The sequence below is a fragment of the uncultured Flavobacterium sp. genome, assembly GCF_963925415.1.
Classification (GTDB): domain Bacteria; phylum Bacteroidota; class Bacteroidia; order Flavobacteriales; family Flavobacteriaceae; genus Flavobacterium.
The window spans coordinates 1-19,366 of sequence record NZ_CAWUTS010000095.1 but is presented as its reverse complement, the minus strand read 5'-3'; the positions used below and the strand labels follow the sequence as shown (position 1 = coordinate 19,366).

Here is a 19,366-nt window from a genome sequence, read left to right as displayed (position 1 = left end):
ATTGATTTGTATTTTTGAATCAATATATAAATGATGAGATATTTTGTAGTTTTTTTATGTTTTATAACGACCAACCTTTTATTTTCTCAAACTATAAAAGACACTTTGGTTGTTATTAATAAAGTGAATGGTTCTGTTGTAAACAACCAAACACTACTACCTATGAACAATGTTCATGTCATTAACACCACCAAAGTAAAAGGCACAATTACAAACGGAAACGGTCAATTTACAATTGAAGGCGTTGTTAATGATACCATTATTTTTACCTATTTGGGATTTGAAACCGTAAAAACGGTTATTACAAATGACTGGATAAAAAATGTATCTACTAAAATTAAATTGACCGAAAAAATTTATGTTTTAGAAGAAGTCAAACTATCACAATACAATCTTACTGGATACCTCGAGGTAGATACTAAAATCATACCTGTTAACGAAAATTACCGAGCAAATATAGCCGGAATCATAGGATTGTATGAAGTAGGCGAACGATCACCAAACGCTATTGGTAGAGTTGTACGTTCTGTTTTAAACCCTGCAGATTTTTTATACAATACCTTCAGTAAAAAATCTAAAGAAATGAAAAAATTAAAACAGATGAAAGCTAATGACGGCATACGATTGCTTTTATCATCCAAATATGACAGAGAAACTTTAGCCTCTTTATTAGAAATATCAAAAGACGATATTCCTGTAATATTAGAAAAATGTAATTATTCACAAGATTTTATAAAAACGGCTAATGATTTACAAATTCTTGATGCCATAAGTGGATGTTATGAAGAGTATAAAATGCTAAAACGTTTATAAATTTTCTTTATATCTGCTTTCAACAAACTTAATATCTTTTATTGTTTTACGAGTCCAATCTAAACGTTTTTCATAAATTTCTTCTTCACTCAATTGCCATTTAATATCTGAGTTTCGCAATCTATTGGTTAGATCTTGAATAATTATAGCGGCTGAAACCGATATATTTAAACTCTCCGTAAAGCCAACCATTGGAATTTTAAGATAACCATCTGCTTGTTGCATTACCACATCTGACAATCCATCTATTTCTGTGCCAAAAAACAAAGCACAAGGCTTTGAAATATCAAAATTTTCAATAAAACAAGACGCATCATGAGGCGTTGTTGCAATAATTTGGTACCCTTTTTTTCTTAGATTATCCATGCAAATCTGACTGCTAGGATGTTCGTAAATATCAACCCATTTTTGAGCACCCATAGCTATTTGTTTATCTATAGACTTACCATGTCTTTGTTCAACAATATTAAGTTCTTGAATTCCAAAAACTTCACAACTGCGCATTACAGCACTTGTATTATGCATTTGAAACACATCTTCTACCGCAACAGTAAAATGTTTGGTTCTATGGGCTAACACGTCTAAAAATCGTTGCTTTCTATTTTCTGATATAAAATCTTCTAAATATGTTAATAAATTAATGTCAATCAAAATCTTATTCTTTTTATATTTGATACAAAGAAACAATAAAAACTCAAATGAAAAAATTAGTTGTTTTAACAGGAGCTGGAATAAGTGCAGAAAGCGGCATTAAAACCTTTAGAGATGCTGACGGCTTATGGGAAAGCCATGATATTATGGAAGTAGCTTCATTTTCTGGTTTTATAAAAAATCCTGAACTAGTTCTTGATTTTTATAACAAGAGAAGAAAACAACTTTTTGAGGTTCAACCTAATCTCGCACATGATATTTTGACTCAGTTAGAATCTTATTTTGAAGTCTTTATTATTACTCAAAATATTGATGATCTTCACGAACGCTCAGGCAGCACAAATGTTATACACCTGCATGGTGAACTTTTAAAAGCACGTAATATAAAAGATCCAAATTCAATCATAGAATGGAAAAACAATATCAATTTGGGCGATGTAGATTCAAAAAACATACAACTCAGGCCTCATATTGTTTGGTTTGGAGAAGAGGTGCCTGAAATGGAAAAAGCCATAAAAATCGTCGAACAAGCAGACTATTTGCTCGTTGTGGGCACATCGCTTCAAGTATATCCAGCAGCTGGGTTGATTAATTATGTTTCTGAAGATGTTTTGGTTTACTATATTGACCCAAAACCAGTTGAAATTAATGATTTAGACAACCCTATAAAAATTATTCCACTTTCTGCCACAAAGGGCATGAAAATTGTAAGTGAAGAACTGAAAAGATTGAAATAATTGTTGCCTTTTTATTAAAAAACTATAATCTAACAACTATAAACTAACAACAAATCCTTATTTTTGCACTTTACTTATAAAATGTGTAATGCATTAAACGCTTGGCACAGATTAAACCACAAAAAACAAAAATGCAAAACCTAACAGAGTTAAACGCAATTTCGCCAATAGATGGGCGATATAGAAACAAAACAAAATCATTAGCTCCTTATTTTTCTGAGGAAGCTCTTATAAAATACAGAGTATTAATAGAGGTGGAGTATTTTATTGCTTTATGTGAATTGCCTTTGCCACAATTGCAAAATGTAGATGTAAAATCATATAGTGCTTTGCGTGATTTATATAAAAAATTTAGCACAGAGGATGCACTTTGGATAAAAGAAACCGAAAAAACAACCAATCACGATGTCAAAGCTGTTGAATATTTCATCAAAGAAAAATTTGAAGCTTTAGGCTTATCGCCATATAAAGAATTTATTCACTTTGGGCTAACCTCTCAAGATATTAACAATACAGCCATTCCTCTTTCTACAAAAGAAGCTTTTGAAGATTGCTACTTGCCATCCTTAATAGCCTTAGTTCAAAAACTAAAAGAATTAAGTGTTGAATGGGCATCAATTCCTATGCTAGCACGAACACATGGACAACCGGCTTCTCCAACCCGTTTAGGAAAAGAAATTATGGTATTTGTTGAACGCATTGAAGAGCAAATGCGTTTGCTGTTTAATGTTCCGTTTGCTGCCAAATTTGGTGGCGCAACAGGTAATTATAATGCACACAAAGTTGCCTACCCCAATCAAGATTGGAAACAATTTGGAACTTCATTTGTAGAAGAATCTTTAGGATTGCATCATTCATACCCAACAACGCAAATAGAGCATTACGATCATTTTGCTGCATTTTTTGATGCACTAAAACGCATTAATAATATTGTATTAGATTTAGATAGAGATATATGGACCTATGTTTCCATGGAATATTTTAAGCAAAAAATAAAAGAAGGCGAAATAGGCTCATCGGCTATGCCTCATAAAGTAAATCCTATTGATTTTGAAAATAGTGAAGGAAACTTAGGAATTGCTAATGCCATTTTTGAACATCTTTCGGCAAAATTACCTGTTTCGCGTTTGCAAAGGGATTTAACAGACAGTACTGTTTTAAGAAACATTGGCGTACCAATGGGACATACCTTAATAGCTTTTGAAGCAACCCTAAAAGGATTAAATAAATTACTTTTAAACGAACCCAAATTTGCCGAAGATTTAGAAAAAAACTGGGCAGTTGTTGCAGAAGCCATTCAAACTATTTTAAGAAGAGAAGGCTATCCTAACCCATATGAAGCTTTAAAAAATTTAACACGAACAAATACGGTCATCAATAAAGAAGCGATTCATAGTTTTATTAAAAACTTAAACATATCTGAAAGCATTAAAACAGAATTATTACAAATCACTCCAAGTAACTTTATTGGAATTTAAAACAAAACATGAAAAAAAAAATATTCTTACTGTTTGTAACTTCTATATTATTTGGATGTAAGTCTAATCCGAATAATATAGATCTTGAAATGAAAAATAATAATGAATTTATCATTTATGTAGCCAGTCATTTTTATGATTGTGTAGGTGTTGTGCCTCAAAAGTGTTTGCTTATAAAATTTGAAGACGAAGATAAGTGGCAATTACATTATGATGGAATTCAAGGATTCAACTTTGAAGAAGAATATGCCTATAAATTATTAATAAAAAAAGAAATTCTAGACCCAAATAATGTTTTAGCAGATGCTTCAAGTGTTATGTATCATTTAGTTAAAATTTTAGATAAAAAAATATTTAAAAAAGAAGACTTAAACGGAAATTGGAAACTTAAGAAAATAAACAATACGTTAATTGATGATGATAAAATAGTCCTTCACATTGACACAAACTCATTAAAATTTTTTGGCAATGATGGTTGTAATTCATTTTTTGGAAACACTACTGTCATAAGTTCAAATTCAATAAAATTTGGGCCATTAATGTCTACAAAAATATTTTGCGAAGAAAAAATGAAAATAGCTGATTTATTTACAAATACACTCCAAGAAAGCCAATCTTATAAAAAATATGGTGCTTTTTTAGAAATAAAATCCAAACAAAACACCCTAATTTTTAAGAGATAGTATTTTAATTTTTGATATGAATATTAGGCGGCTTAGGATTTTTTTACCCTTAAATTGAAAAATTACATCATATGTAACTCCACAATTTATTATATTAAACAGCCTTAATAAACCATGGTTTATTAAGGCTGTTTTTATTTTTATTTTAAGTATCTAATAAAATATACGTCTTTAAAACCAAAAATTAGCGTGAATAATTTGGAGCCTCCTTAGTAATGGTAACATTGTGCGGATGGCTTTCCCCTATTCCACTGGCTGTAATTCGAACAAAACGGCCTGTTTCTTGTAGAGTTGAAATATTCTTTGACCCGCAATAACCCATGCCAGCTCTTAAACCACCTACAAATTGTTGCATGCTTTCGTTTAACTCACCTTTGTATGGTACACGACCTACAATTCCTTCTGGAACTAATTTTTTAACATCATCTTCTACATCCTGAAAATATCGATCTTTTGAACCTTCTTCCATTGCTTCAATAGAGCCCATTCCTCTATAAGATTTGAATTTTCTTCCTTCAAAAATAATAGTTTCACCCGGACTTTCTTTTGTTCCTGCTAATAAAGATCCTAACATAACACAATCTGCACCTGCAGCAATAGCTTTAGGTATATCACCCGTATAACGGATTCCTCCATCGGCAATTACAGGAACACCACTTCCTTTAATGGCAGCAGCAACTTCAATAACAGCAGAAAATTGAGGAAATCCAACTCCAGCAACCACTCGAGTAGTGCAAATTGAACCTGGCCCAATACCTACTTTTACACCATCGGCTCCGTTTTCTACTAAATATTTAGCTGCTTCAGGTGTTGCAATATTTCCAACAACTACATCTAAATTAGGAAACGCAGCTTTTACTTGCTTTAAAACATCTACAACTCCTTTAGTGTGACCATGAGCAGTATCAATAACAACAGCATCTACTCCCGCATTTACAAGTGCCGTAGCACGTTCTACAGCATCAGCAGTTACTCCAAGAGCAGCAGCAACACGTAAACGCCCAAATTTGTCTTTATTTGCGTTTGGCTTTTGTGTTAATTTAGTAATATCTCTAAAGGTAATTAAACCTGCTAAAATATTATTTTCAGAAACAACTAAAAGCTTTTCAATTTTATGATTTTGTAAAATTTCTTCAGCTTGTTGCAGTGTAGTTCCCACTTTTGCAGTTACCAAATTTTCTGAGGTCATAACTTCAGTTATAAGTCTGTTGCTTTGCTTTTCAAAACGTAAATCTCTATTGGTAACAATTCCTTTTAATGTCATGTTTTTATCAACGACAGGTATTCCCCCAATTCCGTGTTCTTTCATCGCACGTTTAGCGTCACCAACTGTAGCTGTTAAAAGTAAGGTTACAGGGTCTATTATCATTCCAGATTCAGCACGTTTTACTTTACGTACTTCTGCAGCTTGTTTTTCAATTGACATGTTTTTATGCAAAACCCCTATTCCACCTTCTTGAGCCATAGCGATTGCCATAGCACTTTCAGTAACAGTATCCATTGCGGCTGAAATTATAGGTGTGTTTAATGTAATATTTCTAGAAAACTTAGATTGAATACTAACTTCTCTTGGTAAAATTTCTGAATAATTAGGGATTAATAGAACGTCGTCATAAGTAAGACCTTCTCCGATAATTTTTGTGGTATGTGCGTTCATATGCAATTTAGTTTATGCTGAAATTTATTTCAGCTTTAAATCCTTTAAATTGCATGCAAATATAAGAAAAAGTGATCAGTTATCAATTATGATTTGTTTGTTTTTTTTGCTATGATAGCTATGAAAAGCTTTTTTGTGAAAAAAAGAAAAGAAAAGTTGAAAAAAAAATTCTTAAAAAAAATGAATCGGCATTAATTTTTAATGATAGTTGGTAAAAATCTTTAACGCTTCGTTGTAAGCACTTTCAAAACTCATAGCATGGCAATTGGTATCTGCTTTTTGAGCTGTAAAGAACGAAACTAATTTTTCTGTAGGCATATTGCCCGTTAAATCATCAGCAGCCATAGGACAACCACCAAAGCCTTGAATAGCTCCGTCAAAACGATGACAACCTGCATTATAAGCAGCATCAATTTTTTCGTACCATTTGTCTGGAGTTGTGTGTAAATGAGCACCAAATTCTATTTTGGGATATTTTGGAATAAGGTTTGAAAACAAATAGTCAATCACTTCTGGTGTTGAAGTGCCCACCGTATCTGATAGCGAAAGGATTTTGACTCCCATTTTTGATAATTTTTCGGTCCAATTTCCAACAATATCAACATTCCATGTATCACCATAAGGATTTCCAAAACCCATTGATAAATAGGCTACTACTTCTTTATTACTTTTGTCAGCAATTTCAAGAATTTCTTGTAAACTTATTATAGATTCTGCTATGGTTTTGTGTGTATTTCGCATTTGAAAATTTTCAGAAATGGAAAATGGAAAACCTAGGTATTGAATTTCTTTATGCACAGATGCTAACTCAGCACCTTTGGTATTGGCTATTATGGCTAATAATTTACTTTGTGTTTGCGACAAATCTAATTGTGCTAATACTTCAGCTGTATCAACCATTTGCGGAATTGCTTTTGGAGAAACAAAACTTCCAAAATCAATAGTATCATAACCTACCCGCAGTAAAGCTTGTATATACTGCACTTTTTTCTCCGTAGGAATAAATGCTTTGATGCCTTGCATAGCATCGCGGGGACATTCGATTATTTTAATTTTTGGGTTCAAAGTTATGTTTTAAGAATGCTAAGATAAGAAGATTTTTATGGATAAAAAAAAACAAAAGTATTCCATATTTGTGGAATAATCAATTATATTCCATAAATATGGAATATTTGATATTATTCCATATTTGTGGAATAATTAAAATAAATTTTTTATATTTGATTTAAAGTTTCTATCAACAAAAAGAAAAAAGTAAAAAAAAAAAACAATGATTTGTATTATAACAGGAGATATAAAAGGTTCACGTAGAGCAAAATCTTCCAATTGGATAGATGGTTTAAAAAATTTGTTTTTACAATTTGGAAAAAGTCCGAATGATTGGGAAATTTATCGTGGTGATGAATTTCAATTAGAAATAAAAAACGTTGAAGAAGCTTTGCTAAAAGTATTTTTAATAAAAGCTTTTTTAAGAACTATTTCGTTAGATGCAAGAATGAGCATAGGTTTTGGTGATAAAACATTCAAATCTAAACGAATATCAGAAAGTAATGGAACTTCTTTTATAAATTCGGGTGAAGCATTTGACTTAATGAAGAAAAATAAGATTACATTAGTTTTACAGTCTTCAAACAAAGAATTCAATAAAGAAATGAATTTGTTAGTGCGTTTAGGACTTTCGTTTATGGATAATTGGCTTTCACAACAAGCTGAGTTTGTATTTTTAGCGATTCAAAACCCAAATATTTCACAAGAAGAAATGGGTGAGAAATTAAAAATAAATCAAGCAGCAGTGAGTAAAAGAAGAAAAAGAGCTAATTTTGATTTGTTATTAGAAATAAATTCAGCGTTCACTAAAAAAATTAAAATGCTTGAGCTATGATGTTACTATTTACAAAACTTTTATTGGCACATTTGATAGGTGATTTTATATTGCAACCTAATAAATGGGTTTCTGACAAAGAAAAAAAGAAAGAAAAAAGCATCTATTTATATCTTCATACAGCTTTACATTTAGCTTTAATGCTCCTTTTTGTTTCTAATATTAATTTTATTATTTATGGTGTATTTCTAGCTATTTCACATGGAATTATTGATTTTATTAAACTAAAGTATCAAAAGAAAAAGACAAAACACATTTGGTTTTCTGTAGATCAGTTATTGCATTTGATACTGATTTTTGTAATCGTATTAGCTTACAACAATACATCTATAGATTTTCAAAACATAGATAATCGTATTTGGATTTTTATAACTGGTTTAGTTTTATTAACGAAACCAACCTCGATTATTATAAAAAACATTATTTCTATTTGGACACCAGAAAGCAAAAACAAAGAAGATCAATCGTTACAAAACGCTGGTAATTACATTGGAATTTTGGAACGATTATTTGTGTTTTGTTTCATTTTAACCAATCATTTTGAAGCTATTGGTTTTTTATTAGCCGCAAAATCTATCTTTAGGTTTGGAGATTTGAAAGAAGGGAAAGACCGAAAACTTACAGAATACGTTCTTATTGGAACATTATTAAGCTTTGGAATTGCAATTTTAGTTGGACTGCTTGTGGAATATGGTACTAGAATTAGCTTTTATTAAGCAAAGCATTATTAATATCCTTAATCAATTTTGGTCCTTGATAAATAAAACCTGTATATAACTGCACTAAACTTGCACCAGCATTTAATTTTTCTAAAGCATCTTTTGCCGAATGAACACCTCCTACTCCAATAATTGGGAATGATTTGTTGCTTTTTTGCGAAAGAAAACGAATCACTTCTGTTGAACGATTAGAGAGTGGCTTACCCGACAAACCACCCATTTCTGCTTTATTATCTGAAACTAGTCCATCACGAGAGATTGTTGTATTGGTTGCAATTACACCAGCAATTTTGGTTTCATTTACAATTTCAATAATATCCAGCAGCTGCTCGTTTGTTAAATCTGGTGCGATTTTTAACAAGATAGGTTTTGGAGTTTGTTTTTTGGAATTTAAATTTTGTAAAACTTGTAAAAGTTTTGTTAGTGGCTCTTTCTCCTGAAGTTCTCTTAAGTTGGGTGTGTTTGGTGAACTTACATTGACTACAAAATAATCCACATAATCAAATAAAGCTTCAAAACAAATTACATAATCATTAACTGCTTCTTCATTTGGAGTACTTTTATTTTTTCCAATGTTTCCGCCAATTAAAACTCCTTTATTTTTTTTAAGTCGAATAATAGCATCTTCTACACCACCATTATTAAAACCCATTCGATTAATGATTGCCGAATCTTCTTGCAATCTAAAAAGTCGTTTTTTAGGATTTCCGTCTTGTGGTTTTGGTGTAATTGTACCTATTTCAATAAATCCAAAACCAAAGTTTGATAATTCTTGATAAAGCTTGGCGTCTTTATCAAAGCCTGCAGCTAATCCAACGGGGTTTTTAAAGGTTAAACCAAAAACGTTTCTCTCCAATTTGGGACTATTGATCTCATAGTAAAAATTGATGATCAGACCTACAAAAGGTATTTTATGTAAAATACGAATCAATGAAAAAGTAAAATAATGCACTTTTTCTGGATCAAACTTAAATAAAATCGGGCGAATTAATAAACGATACATAATATAGTTTTGAAATGCAAAAATAAGAAATATAAAAAAAAAGTCCCACTTAAAAGTGAGACTTTTTTATAATTTTAATTAAATTTTGAAACGTTTTCTGTCAGTTTCAGTCAAATATATTTTTCTTAAACGAATAGATTTCGGAGTAACCTCTACATATTCATCTTTTTGAATGTATTCTAATGCTTCTTCCAAAGAAAAAATAATTGGAGGAATAATTCTTGCTTTTTCATCATTTCCAGATGAACGAACGTTTGATTGTTTTTTAGCTTTTGTTACGTTTATACACATATCATCACTACGAGAGTTTTCTCCAATCACTTGACCTTCATAAATTTCTGCATTAGGCTCTACAAAGAACTTACCGCGATCTTGTAATTTATCGATTGAATAAGGAATTGCCTTACCGTTTTCCATAGATATTAAAGAACCATTATTACGCCCTGGTATTAACCCTTTATAAGGTTCATAACCAATATAACGGTGCGACATAATAGCTTCACCTGCTGTAGCAGTTAATAATTGATTACGCAATCCAATTATTCCACGAGATGGAATATTAAATTTAACAATCATACGCTCCCCTTTTCCTTCCATAGAAAGCATTTCTCCTTTACGTATAGAAACAAACTCTACGGCTCTACCTGAAAGAGTCTCAGGTAAATCGATAGTTAATTCTTCAATTGGCTCACATTTTTTACCGTCAATTTCTTTGATGATTACTTGTGGTTGACCGATTTGTAATTCATAACCTTCTCTTCTCATCGTTTCTATAAGAACAGATAAGTGAAGTACACCACGACCAAATACCATAAACTTATCAGCAGAATCAGTCTCACCTAATTTCATAGCTAAGTTTTTCTCTAATTCTTTTGCTAAACGATCTCTAATATGACGAGATGTTACAAACTTACCCTCTTTACCGAAGAAAGGAGAATCGTTAATTGTAAACAACATACTCATAGTAGGTTCGTCTATATCAATTGTCTTTAAAGCTTCAGGGCTTTCAAAATCGGCGATTGTATCACCAATTTCAAATCCTTCTACACCTATAATTGCACAAATATCTCCAGCAATTACTTGCTGTACTTTTTTACGACCAAGTCCTTCAAAAGTGTGTAATTCTTTTATACGTGATTTAAATATAGTACCATCTCTTTTAACTAAAGAAATTGGCATACCTTCATTCAAAATACCTCTTTCAAGACGACCAATTGCAATACGACCTGTAAATGCTGAGAAATCTAAAGAAGTAATCAACATTTGTGGAGTACCTTCAGAAACCTTTGGAGCAGGCACGTTTTCAATCACCATATCCAAAAGAGCTTCAACGTTGTCTGTAATGTTTTCCCAATGGTCAGACATCCAGTTATTTTTTGCAGAACCATATACCGTTGGAAAATCCAACTGCCATTCTTCAGCACCTAATTCAAACATTAAATCAAAAACTTTTTCATGTACTTCTTCTGGAGTACAGTTTTCTTTATCAACTTTATTGATTACAACACATGGTTTTAATCCTAAATCAATAGCTTTTTGAAGTACAAAACGAGTTTGTGGCATAGGCCCTTCAAAAGCATCAACTAAAAGACAAACACCATCTGCCATGTTAAGAACACGTTCTACTTCACCACCAAAATCAGCGTGACCAGGAGTGTCTATTATATTGATTTTTGTACCTTTATAAACAACTGATACGTTTTTAGAGGTTATAGTAATACCTCTTTCACGCTCTAAGTCGTTGTTATCAAGTATTAAGTCACCTGTGTTTTCGTTATCACGAAAAAGTTGACAATGATACATGATTTTATCAACCAGTGTAGTTTTACCGTGGTCAACGTGAGCAATAATTGCAATGTTTCTTATAGATTCCATCTGTGATTTTTAATGGGTGCAAAGGTACTATTTAATTTGTTAAAAAATACAAACCTTTGAATTACTTTATTTTTATTTACTGTTTCTTAACTTATACCTATAAAAAAAGCCCTCACATGAGGGCTTTATACTTTTTAAAATATAAATTCTTATAAAGAACTTACAAATTTAGTTAACTTAGATTTTAAGTTAGATGCTTTGTTTGCATGAATAATGTTCTTTTTTGCTAATTTATCTAACATTGAAAACACATCATTTAATTTTGTTTGTGCATCTACTTTATCAGTTGCTAAACGAATTGCTTTTATAGCATTACGCGTAGTTTTGTGCTGATATTTGTTGATTACTCTTTTCTTTTCGCTTGTCTTAATTCTCTTTAAAGCTGACTTGTGATTTGCCATTTTTTTTTTATTTAATTGTAATAATTATTTATAAACTACTAGTTAAAAAAGAAAAACCTCCCATAATTGTTTACACAATGACTTTGGTTTTAACTAATAAAACAAAAACTAGAGACACCAAGTTCTTATTTTACAAAACTTATTTACAACTAATTGTAGCCCGTAGGGGAATCGAACCCCTCTTACATGGATGAAAACCATGCGTCCTAACCGATAGACGAACGGGCCCTACAATTCTCTATTGCGGATGCAAAAATACAACTATTTTTTATTCTCGCAACAGAAAGTTATTTTTTTTTAATATGCTTTTGCAAATAGAACTCTACGGGTTGATTTTGAACCTGTTAGAACACAAAACCCTTCTTCAAGTGAGTTGTTTAGTGGAATGCATCGTATTGTAGCTTTTGTTAATTCTTTAATTTTTTCTTCCGTTTCTTCTGTACCATCCCAATGTGCTGAAACAAAACCAGCCTTATGATCTAAAACATCTTTAAACTCTTCAAAATTTTGAACCTCAGTGATATGCGTGTCTCTATAATGCAACGCTTTACTAAACAAATCATTTTGAATTGTTTCTAAAATAGTTGCTATGTAAGTAATAACACCTTCACTTGAAACTATTTCTTTTGTAAGATTATCTCTTCGGGCAACTTCAAAAGTTTTATTTTCTATGTCTTTAGGACCAATCGCAATTCGTGTTGGAACTCCTTTTAATTCCCATTCTGCAAATTTAAACCCAGGTTTATGAGTTGTTCTGTTGTCAAATTTAACAGATATGTTTAATTTTTTAAATTGAGAAACCAATTCATTTGCCACTTTAGAAATCACATTAAACTCTTCTTCCGTTTTAAAAATAGGCACAATTACAACTTGAATTGGAGCCAAATTTGGAGGCAAAACCAATCCTAAATCATCTGAATGTGTCATTACTAAAGCGCCCATTAAACGTGTTGAAACACCCCAAGAAGTTCCCCAAACATATTCTTGCTTCCCTTCTTTATTCGCAAATTTTACATCAAAAGCTTTGGCGAAATTTTGACCTAAAAAATGTGATGTTCCTGCTTGTAATGCTTTGCCATCTTGCATTAAGGCTTCGATACAGTATGTTTCTTCTGCTCCAGCAAAACGCTCGCTATCTGTTTTTGTTCCTCTAACTACAGGAATTGCCATAAATTGCTCAGCAAAATCAGCATAAACATGCATCATTTTTTCAGTTTCTTCTAAAGCTTCTTCTTTTGTAGCGTGAGCCGTATGACCTTCTTGCCATAAAAATTCGGAAGTTCTTAAAAACAAACGCGTTCGCATTTCCCAACGCACAACATTTGCCCATTGATTGATCAATAAGGGTAGGTCTCTGTATGACTGAACCCAACCTTTGTATGTGGACCAAATGATAGCTTCACTTGTAGGGCGAACAATTAATTCTTCCTCTAATTTGGCATTTTCATCTACTTTTAGCTTTCCAGGATTGTCTTCGTCATTTTTTAGTCTGTAATGGGTTACCACTGCACATTCTTTAGCAAATCCTTCAGCATTTTTTTCTTCTGCTTCAAACATGCTTTTAGGCACAAAAAGAGGAAAATAAGCATTTTGATGACCTGTTTCTTTAAACATTCTATCTAATTCAGCTTGCATCTTTTCCCAAATTGCATATCCATATGGCTTTATAATCATGCAACCTCGTACAGCTGAATTTTCGGCTAAATCAGCTTTTACAACTAATTCGTTGTACCATTTAGAATAGTCTTCTGCTCTTTTTGTTAAGTTTTTACTCATTATTATTTAATTGGCATAAATTTTGTTATTTTAATCTTAATTAAACTTTAACTAAAATATTCGACAAAACTAACTATTTTTGTGAAGTCGAACAATAAAAAAAGCCCTATTATGAAAATTATTTACCAAATTTCAATAAAAAGATCCAGATTGTTCCTTATAGCGCTAGTACCGTTATATCTAGTTTCTTGTGGTTCGTTTAAAAATGTTTCTGTAGATGATTCAGATGGGATTTATAATTCGGGTTCAAAAAAAGAAACAACATTAGATGAAAATCAAACTTATACACAAGTAAAGCCATCGAATGTTTATGTTGATAAGTTCAAACAAATTCAAAATGAATTTGCTGAAACAGAATATTTTACAGATATAGATTCATATCAATCAACTTCAGTAGACACAGTGTATGTGATGGAAAGCAACAATTATGCTGGATGGGGAAACAACACCAACGAAGTAAGTATTAATTATTATGACAACAACTGGAATAACTGGGGATGGAATAATTGGGGTTGGAATAACTGGTATGGTCCAGGTTGGAATAATGGATTATATTATGGAAATATGTGGGGGTTAGGAAACTGGAATAATGGCTTTTATTATGGAAATACATGGGGATTAGGGTATAACAACTATGGATGGAACAACTGGTGTGGAAATTCATACTATGGAAATTCATACTATGGCCAAAACGCATCCTATACGCCTGGCAGAAGAGGTATAAACAACAATTATTCTAGAAATTCTGCTAGAACAGCAACAGTTACCAGCACTAGTAGAAATGCTCAAATTGGAAATGCTACTGTTAGACCTCCTAGAGCAAGATCAGCATCAATAAGAAATCCCAATGCATCAAACGTTATACGAACAAGAGACACGCCAAGTTTTTCTCCAAGAAGCTCTTCGGTTAGTGGCAATGGAACTACTAATTCTACCATTAAAGATCCAAGACCAATTCGCACATCAACAAAACCTACAACGACATCACCTAGAAACAATTCTACCCCTAGAAACAGTCCCGCACCCCGAAGTAGTTATGGCGGATCTAACTCGCCTAGAAGTTCATCTTCAAGCTCTGGAGGCGGAAGAACAAGCGGAGGAAGTTCTCGTGGAGGCAATAGAGGTGGTTTATAATTTATAAAATAAAACAATGAAGAAAATAATTTTATTCCTACTATTGGGTACATCTTTTATTGGCTCATCTCAAGAAACTGTTGTTAATGATGCCCTTCGTTTTGCTTCAGATGATTTAAACGGCACAGCTCGTTTTAGAGCAATGAGTGGTTCGCTTGGAGCTATTGGAGGAGATTTATCAGCTATAAACATTAATCCTGCGGGTTCAATAGTTTTTACTTACAACACTTTTAGCACAACTTTGTCTGGATTAAGTCAAAACAATAAAACTTCTTATTTTGGAACTAAAGCCAATGAAAATAACTTTAAATTAGACATCAACCAAATTGGAGCAGTGCTGGTTTTTAACAACACCAATACAACTAGTAAATGGAATAAAATGAGCTTAGCTCTAAATTATGAAAACACTCATAATTTTGACAATCAAATTTTAATAAGAGGAACGAATCCTACTAATTCTATAGACGGTTACTTTTTAAATGCTGCGCAAAATGTGCCATTTGATGTATTAACAAATAATACGTTTAGTAATTTATATTTTAATGAACAGCAAGCATATTTAGGGTATAATTCTTATTTATTGGAATACGACTCAAATTCTTATTACAGCAATGTGCCAAATGGCGGAAATTATTATCAAGAAAGTTATATTTCTTCCAAAGGATACAATGGAAAGTTGACTGGTAATTTTGCCTTTAATTATGATGATGTATTTTCACTAGGAATGAATTTAAACCTTCATTTTGTTGACATTAACAAATCGACTTCTATTTACGAAAGTAATTCAAATCCTGAATTTGACAATGGTGCAACTGTAAAGCGTGTGCAGTTTGAAAATGAATTATACACCTATGGAAGTGGGTTTTCACTAAACCTAGGTGCAATTGCAAAAATTACAAATCAATTTAGAATAGGGCTTGCATATGAATCGCCAAGTTGGTATGCTTTAAACGAACAATTATCGCAACAAATAACTGTTGAAAGCACTGAAGATGGATCCTATTTTATAGAAACAATAAATCCAAATATTGTAACTATTTATCCAACATATAAAGTTAAAACTCCAAGTAAATTAACTGCTAGTGCTGGATATGTTTTTGGCAACAAAGGGTTTATAAACATAGACATTACTTCCAAAGATTATAGCAGTACTAAATTTAAACCTAAAAATGATTATGCCAATTTAAATAGTTTTATGAAAACCAATTTAAAAAGCACCCTATCGTACAATATTGGTGGTGAATATAAAATAAAACAAGTAAGTGTAAGAGCTGGATATCGTTTTGATCAAAGCCCCTATGCAGCAACTAACTCTATGAGTGATTTAGTTGGTTATTCTGGCGGATTAGGTTATAGTTTTAATAATGCACGATTGGATTTATCGTATTCAAAATCTCATAGAGATTACAATCAAAGCATCATTACATCTGGCATGAATGATCAAGCACAAGTTAACAATAATAAAAACAGTGTAAGTTTGTCTTACAGCGTAACTTTTTAAACATTTTATATGAAAACAAAAATTATATTATTTGCATTACTTGTTTTTAGCTTAACAAATGCACAAACTGAAAAAGGAACAAAATTAATTGGTGGAGATTTTTCAATAGGTTTTAACAAAAATAAATCAACTAATACTATTGATAATTTAAATACAACTAATAAAAGTTATGGTGTAAACTTATCGCCAAAATTTGGTTATTTTATAAAAAATAATTTAGCTATTGGAACTTCAATATATTTTGCAAATAGTAAAAATGAAAATGAAGATTTTAACAATGAAAATAATTCATTTATTAAAGTCAAAACAATTTCAACCAGCGTGGGTGCAAATTTTTTTGTAAATTATTATAAACCTATTATTGGTAAATTATCTATTATTTTAAATAACAATATAGGTTTTTATAATTCTAAGTCTACTTATATAAATAGCCAAAATACTGATGAAAACAGCATTAAAAGTAATAATTTTAGTATTAATGTCAACCCAGGTTTAATTTACTTCATAAATAATAAATTTAGTTTAAGTTATAAATTATTAAACATACAGTATTATCATGGTAAATCAACAAATAGCAACAATGAAAATAGTACTATTTTTAATAACACTTCAAATTCATTTAATGCAAATTTAAGCACAAATGTTTTTAATTTAGGTTTAGACTATTATTTTAAATAATTGGGAAAATATTTATTTTTAAATAACTACTTCTTTTTGAGGTAGTTTTTTTTGGACTTACTAGAAAATCACTATAAAAAATTTATAGCCCTGATGGAAATAGCATCCTTTTTTGAAAAAAAAGATAGAATGGACAGCAGGAAGAAGCCAATATAAATAAAGCCCAATCCATACTGCTACAAATGATTATTTTACGTAATTTTGCACCTCAATTTTATTATATGAGAACCAAAACGATTAAGAAAAATAAAATCAACGTAATTACACTTGGATGTTCTAAAAACGTCTACGACAGTGAAGTATTGATGGGTCAACTGAAGGCAAATGGTAAGGATGTGACCCATGAAGCTAAGGAAAATGAAGGAAATATTATTGTAATTAACACCTGTGGATTTATTGATAATGCAAAAGAAGAGTCCATTAATACAATATTGGAATATGCTGATAAGAAAGAGCGCGGCTTAGTCGACAAAGTATTTGTAACGGGTTGCTTGTCTGAACGATACAGACCCGATTTAGAAAAAGAAATTCCAAATGTGGATCAGTATTTTGGTACTACTGAACTGCCATTGCTCTTAAAAGCATTAGGTGCTGATTACAAACACGAATTGATTGGAGAACGACTGACTACAACACCAAAAAATTATGCTTATTTAAAAATATCGGAAGGCTGTGACAGACCTCGTAGTTTTTGTGCCATACCTTTAATGCGAGGTAAACACGTCTCTACTCCTATTGAAAAGTTGGTTATTGAATCTGAAAAATTGGCTAAAAATGGCGTAAAAGAATTGATCTTAATTGCTCAGGACTTAACCTATTATGGCTTGGATATATACAAAAAAAGAAACTTAGCTGAATTACTTGAAAACTTAGTAAAAGTAGATGGTATTGAATGGATTCGTTTGCATTACGCTTTTCCAACTGGTTTTCCAATGGAAGTTTTAGACTTAATGAAACGTGAACCTAAAATTTGCAACTATATTGACATTCCATTACAACACATTAGTGATAGTGTTTTGAAATCGATGCGAAGAGGAACCACACACGAAAAAACTACTAATCTTATAAAAGAATTTAGAAAAGCAGTTCCCGAAATGGCTATACGAACTACATTGATTGTAGGATATCCAGGAGAGACAGAGGAAGATTTTCAAATTTTAAAAAATTGGGTTGAAGAAATGCGTTTTGAACGTTTGGGATGTTTTACCTATTCTCATGAAGAAAACACACATGCTTATAATTTAGTTGACGATGTTCCTGAAGAAATAAAACAAGAACGTTCGTTACAAATAATGGATATTCAGGCGCAAATTTCTTGGGATTTAAATCAAGAAAAAATTGGACAAACCTTTAAATGTGTAATAGACCGAAAAGAAGGGCAGCATTTTGTAGGAAGAACTGAATTTGACAGCCCTGATGTAGATAATGAAGTATTAGTAGATGCATCAAAATTTTATTTAAAAACAGGTGAATTTGTAAATTTAAAAATTACAGATGCAACTGAATTTGATTTGTATGCTGAACCAGCTTAAAAGAGCTTGTGATCTACCTATAAATTTTAATTAATACATGTATGGATTCATTATCTCAAATAGTCTTAGGCGCAGCTACTTTTGCTTTAATTAAAGACCATGAAATTGGTAAAAAAGCTTTGTTGTATGGCGCTATTTTAGGCACTATACCTGATTTAGATGTTTTGATAAATCCTTTTTTTAACCCTATTGAGCAACTGTCTATACATAGAGCATTTAGTCATTCTATCTTTTTTGCTATACTAATGAGTTTTTTGAGTGCTAAATGGTTTTCATATAAGTACAAAACATCATACAAATCGTGGTTTTGGGCTAGTTTTCTAGCTTTATTTACACATCCTTTATTAGACATTTGTACAACTTATGGCACACGAATATTCTACCCCTTAAGCAAATCTTTTTATAGTTTAGACAATATTTTTGTAATTGATCCATTATATACCATATGGTTGCTTATAGGATGTGTTGCGTTGCTTGCTATGGGCAAAACTAACAAAAAACGACTCACAGTTATACGATGGTCTTTGTCGCTGTCTACTCTTTATTTAGTTTTTGGATTCTTTATACATTTTTACGCAACACAACATTTTGAAAGTGAATTGAAAAGACAAAAAATTAGGTATCAAAATATTAAAGTAGTACCTACCCCTTTTAACACTATACTTTGGGGAGCTGTTATAAAAACAAATCAAGGATTTTATTATGGTTATTATAGTTTATTTAACTCTAAAAACAAGATTGATTTTCACTTTGAAAAAAATGATTTAATTTTTTTAAAAAAAATTAAAAAAATTAAAGATATTGAGCCTTTTTTTAATTTTACTGAAGGTTTTGAATTGGCTAGAG

Annotated in this window: 18 protein-coding genes and 1 tRNA gene; 11 read left to right on the top strand and 8 right to left on the bottom strand. The window is 31.3% G+C overall.

What is annotated here, in order from left to right; all coding sequences use genetic code 11:
- The first annotated feature begins 30 nt into the window (after positions 1-30).
- Positions 31-813, top strand: a complete 783-nt coding sequence (locus AABM47_RS07670) for a carboxypeptidase-like regulatory domain-containing protein (RefSeq protein ID WP_338410342.1) — start codon at positions 31-33, stop codon at positions 811-813.
- Here AABM47_RS07670 and AABM47_RS07665 read toward each other — a convergent pair.
- The gene (locus AABM47_RS07665) at positions 808-1,464 is read right to left on the bottom strand and encodes an RNA methyltransferase (protein WP_338410341.1); all 657 of its coding nucleotides are present in this window, start codon (positions 1,462-1,464) and stop codon (positions 808-810) included. The two genes, AABM47_RS07670 and AABM47_RS07665, sit on opposite strands and share 6 nt — an antisense overlap.
- A gap of 47 nt (positions 1,465-1,511) precedes the next feature.
- On the opposite strand from AABM47_RS07665, the gene AABM47_RS07660 reads away from it, so the two are divergent.
- From AABM47_RS07660 to AABM47_RS07650, 3 genes are all read left to right on the top strand, one after another.
- Positions 1,512-2,201: a Sir2 family NAD-dependent protein deacetylase gene (locus AABM47_RS07660; protein WP_338410340.1), complete on the top strand. Its 690-nt coding sequence runs from the start codon at positions 1,512-1,514 to the stop codon at positions 2,199-2,201.
- Positions 2,202-2,332: 131 nt separating this feature from the next.
- Positions 2,333-3,679, top strand: coding sequence for an adenylosuccinate lyase (purB, locus tag AABM47_RS07655; RefSeq protein WP_338410339.1), 1,347 nt, complete (start codon positions 2,333-2,335; stop codon positions 3,677-3,679).
- Positions 3,680-3,687: 8 nt separating this feature from the next.
- Positions 3,688-4,362, top strand: coding sequence for a DUF4377 domain-containing protein (locus AABM47_RS07650; RefSeq protein WP_338410338.1), 675 nt, complete (start codon positions 3,688-3,690; stop codon positions 4,360-4,362).
- A 184-nt stretch (positions 4,363-4,546) separates the two neighbouring features.
- Here AABM47_RS07650 and guaB read toward each other — a convergent pair whose 3' ends face one another.
- A complete protein-coding gene (guaB, locus tag AABM47_RS07645) occupies positions 4,547-6,019 on the bottom strand; it encodes an IMP dehydrogenase (protein ID WP_338410337.1) in 1,473 nt (490 codons plus the stop codon).
- A gap of 198 nt (positions 6,020-6,217) precedes the next feature.
- Positions 6,218-7,084: a hydroxymethylglutaryl-CoA lyase gene (locus AABM47_RS07640; RefSeq protein ID WP_338410336.1), complete on the bottom strand. Its 867-nt coding sequence runs from the start codon at positions 7,082-7,084 to the stop codon at positions 6,218-6,220.
- A gap of 205 nt (positions 7,085-7,289) precedes the next feature.
- On the opposite strand from AABM47_RS07640, the gene AABM47_RS07635 reads away from it, so the two are divergent.
- Both AABM47_RS07635 and AABM47_RS07630 read left to right on the top strand, forming a co-directional pair.
- Complete coding sequence (locus AABM47_RS07635; protein WP_338410335.1) at positions 7,290-7,901, top strand: hypothetical protein; 612 nt, start codon at positions 7,290-7,292, stop codon at positions 7,899-7,901.
- Complete coding sequence (locus AABM47_RS07630) at positions 7,898-8,617, top strand: DUF3307 domain-containing protein (RefSeq protein WP_338410334.1); 720 nt, start codon at positions 7,898-7,900, stop codon at positions 8,615-8,617. The genes AABM47_RS07635 and AABM47_RS07630 overlap by 4 nt, the downstream gene beginning before the upstream one ends.
- On the opposite strand, the gene AABM47_RS07625 is transcribed toward AABM47_RS07630, so the two are convergent.
- The 5 genes from AABM47_RS07625 to proS all read right to left on the bottom strand — a co-directional run bounded on the left by AABM47_RS07625 (position 8,604) and on the right by proS (position 13,675).
- On the bottom strand, positions 8,604-9,623 hold the full coding sequence (locus AABM47_RS07625; protein ID WP_338410333.1) for a quinone-dependent dihydroorotate dehydrogenase: 1,020 nt from the start codon (positions 9,621-9,623) through the stop codon (positions 8,604-8,606). The genes AABM47_RS07630 and AABM47_RS07625 overlap by 14 nt on opposite strands.
- A gap of 78 nt (positions 9,624-9,701) precedes the next feature.
- The gene (typA, locus tag AABM47_RS07620) at positions 9,702-11,498 is read right to left on the bottom strand and encodes a translational GTPase TypA (protein ID WP_338410332.1); all 1,797 of its coding nucleotides are present in this window, start codon (positions 11,496-11,498) and stop codon (positions 9,702-9,704) included.
- 149 nt (positions 11,499-11,647) lie between these two features.
- Positions 11,648-11,899, bottom strand: a complete 252-nt coding sequence (gene rpsT / locus AABM47_RS07615) for a 30S ribosomal protein S20 (RefSeq protein ID WP_338410331.1) — start codon at positions 11,897-11,899, stop codon at positions 11,648-11,650.
- 156 nt (positions 11,900-12,055) lie between these two features.
- Positions 12,056-12,127, bottom strand: a tRNA-Glu gene (locus AABM47_RS07610).
- Positions 12,128-12,196: 69 nt separating this feature from the next.
- On the bottom strand, positions 12,197-13,675 hold the full coding sequence (proS, locus tag AABM47_RS07605; protein ID WP_338410330.1) for a proline--tRNA ligase: 1,479 nt from the start codon (positions 13,673-13,675) through the stop codon (positions 12,197-12,199).
- 111 nt (positions 13,676-13,786) lie between these two features.
- Here proS and AABM47_RS07600 point away from each other — a divergent pair, with 111 nt between their 5' ends.
- The 5 genes from AABM47_RS07600 to AABM47_RS07580 form a co-directional block, all read left to right on the top strand.
- The gene (locus tag AABM47_RS07600) at positions 13,787-14,809 is read left to right on the top strand and encodes a hypothetical protein (protein WP_338410329.1); all 1,023 of its coding nucleotides are present in this window, start codon (positions 13,787-13,789) and stop codon (positions 14,807-14,809) included.
- Between the two features lie 16 nt (positions 14,810-14,825).
- On the top strand, positions 14,826-16,310 hold the full coding sequence (locus AABM47_RS07595; protein WP_338410328.1) for a transporter: 1,485 nt from the start codon (positions 14,826-14,828) through the stop codon (positions 16,308-16,310).
- A gap of 9 nt (positions 16,311-16,319) precedes the next feature.
- Positions 16,320-16,988: an outer membrane beta-barrel protein gene (locus AABM47_RS07590; protein ID WP_338410327.1), complete on the top strand. Its 669-nt coding sequence runs from the start codon at positions 16,320-16,322 to the stop codon at positions 16,986-16,988.
- A gap of 221 nt (positions 16,989-17,209) precedes the next feature.
- Positions 17,210-18,520 (top strand): 30S ribosomal protein S12 methylthiotransferase RimO, encoded by a 1,311-nt coding sequence (gene rimO, locus AABM47_RS07585; protein WP_338410326.1) that lies wholly within the window; start codon positions 17,210-17,212, stop codon positions 18,518-18,520.
- Between the two features lie 41 nt (positions 18,521-18,561).
- Positions 18,562-19,366: metal-dependent hydrolase (locus tag AABM47_RS07580; RefSeq protein ID WP_338410325.1), on the top strand; the 805-nt coding region annotated here is incomplete at its 3' end.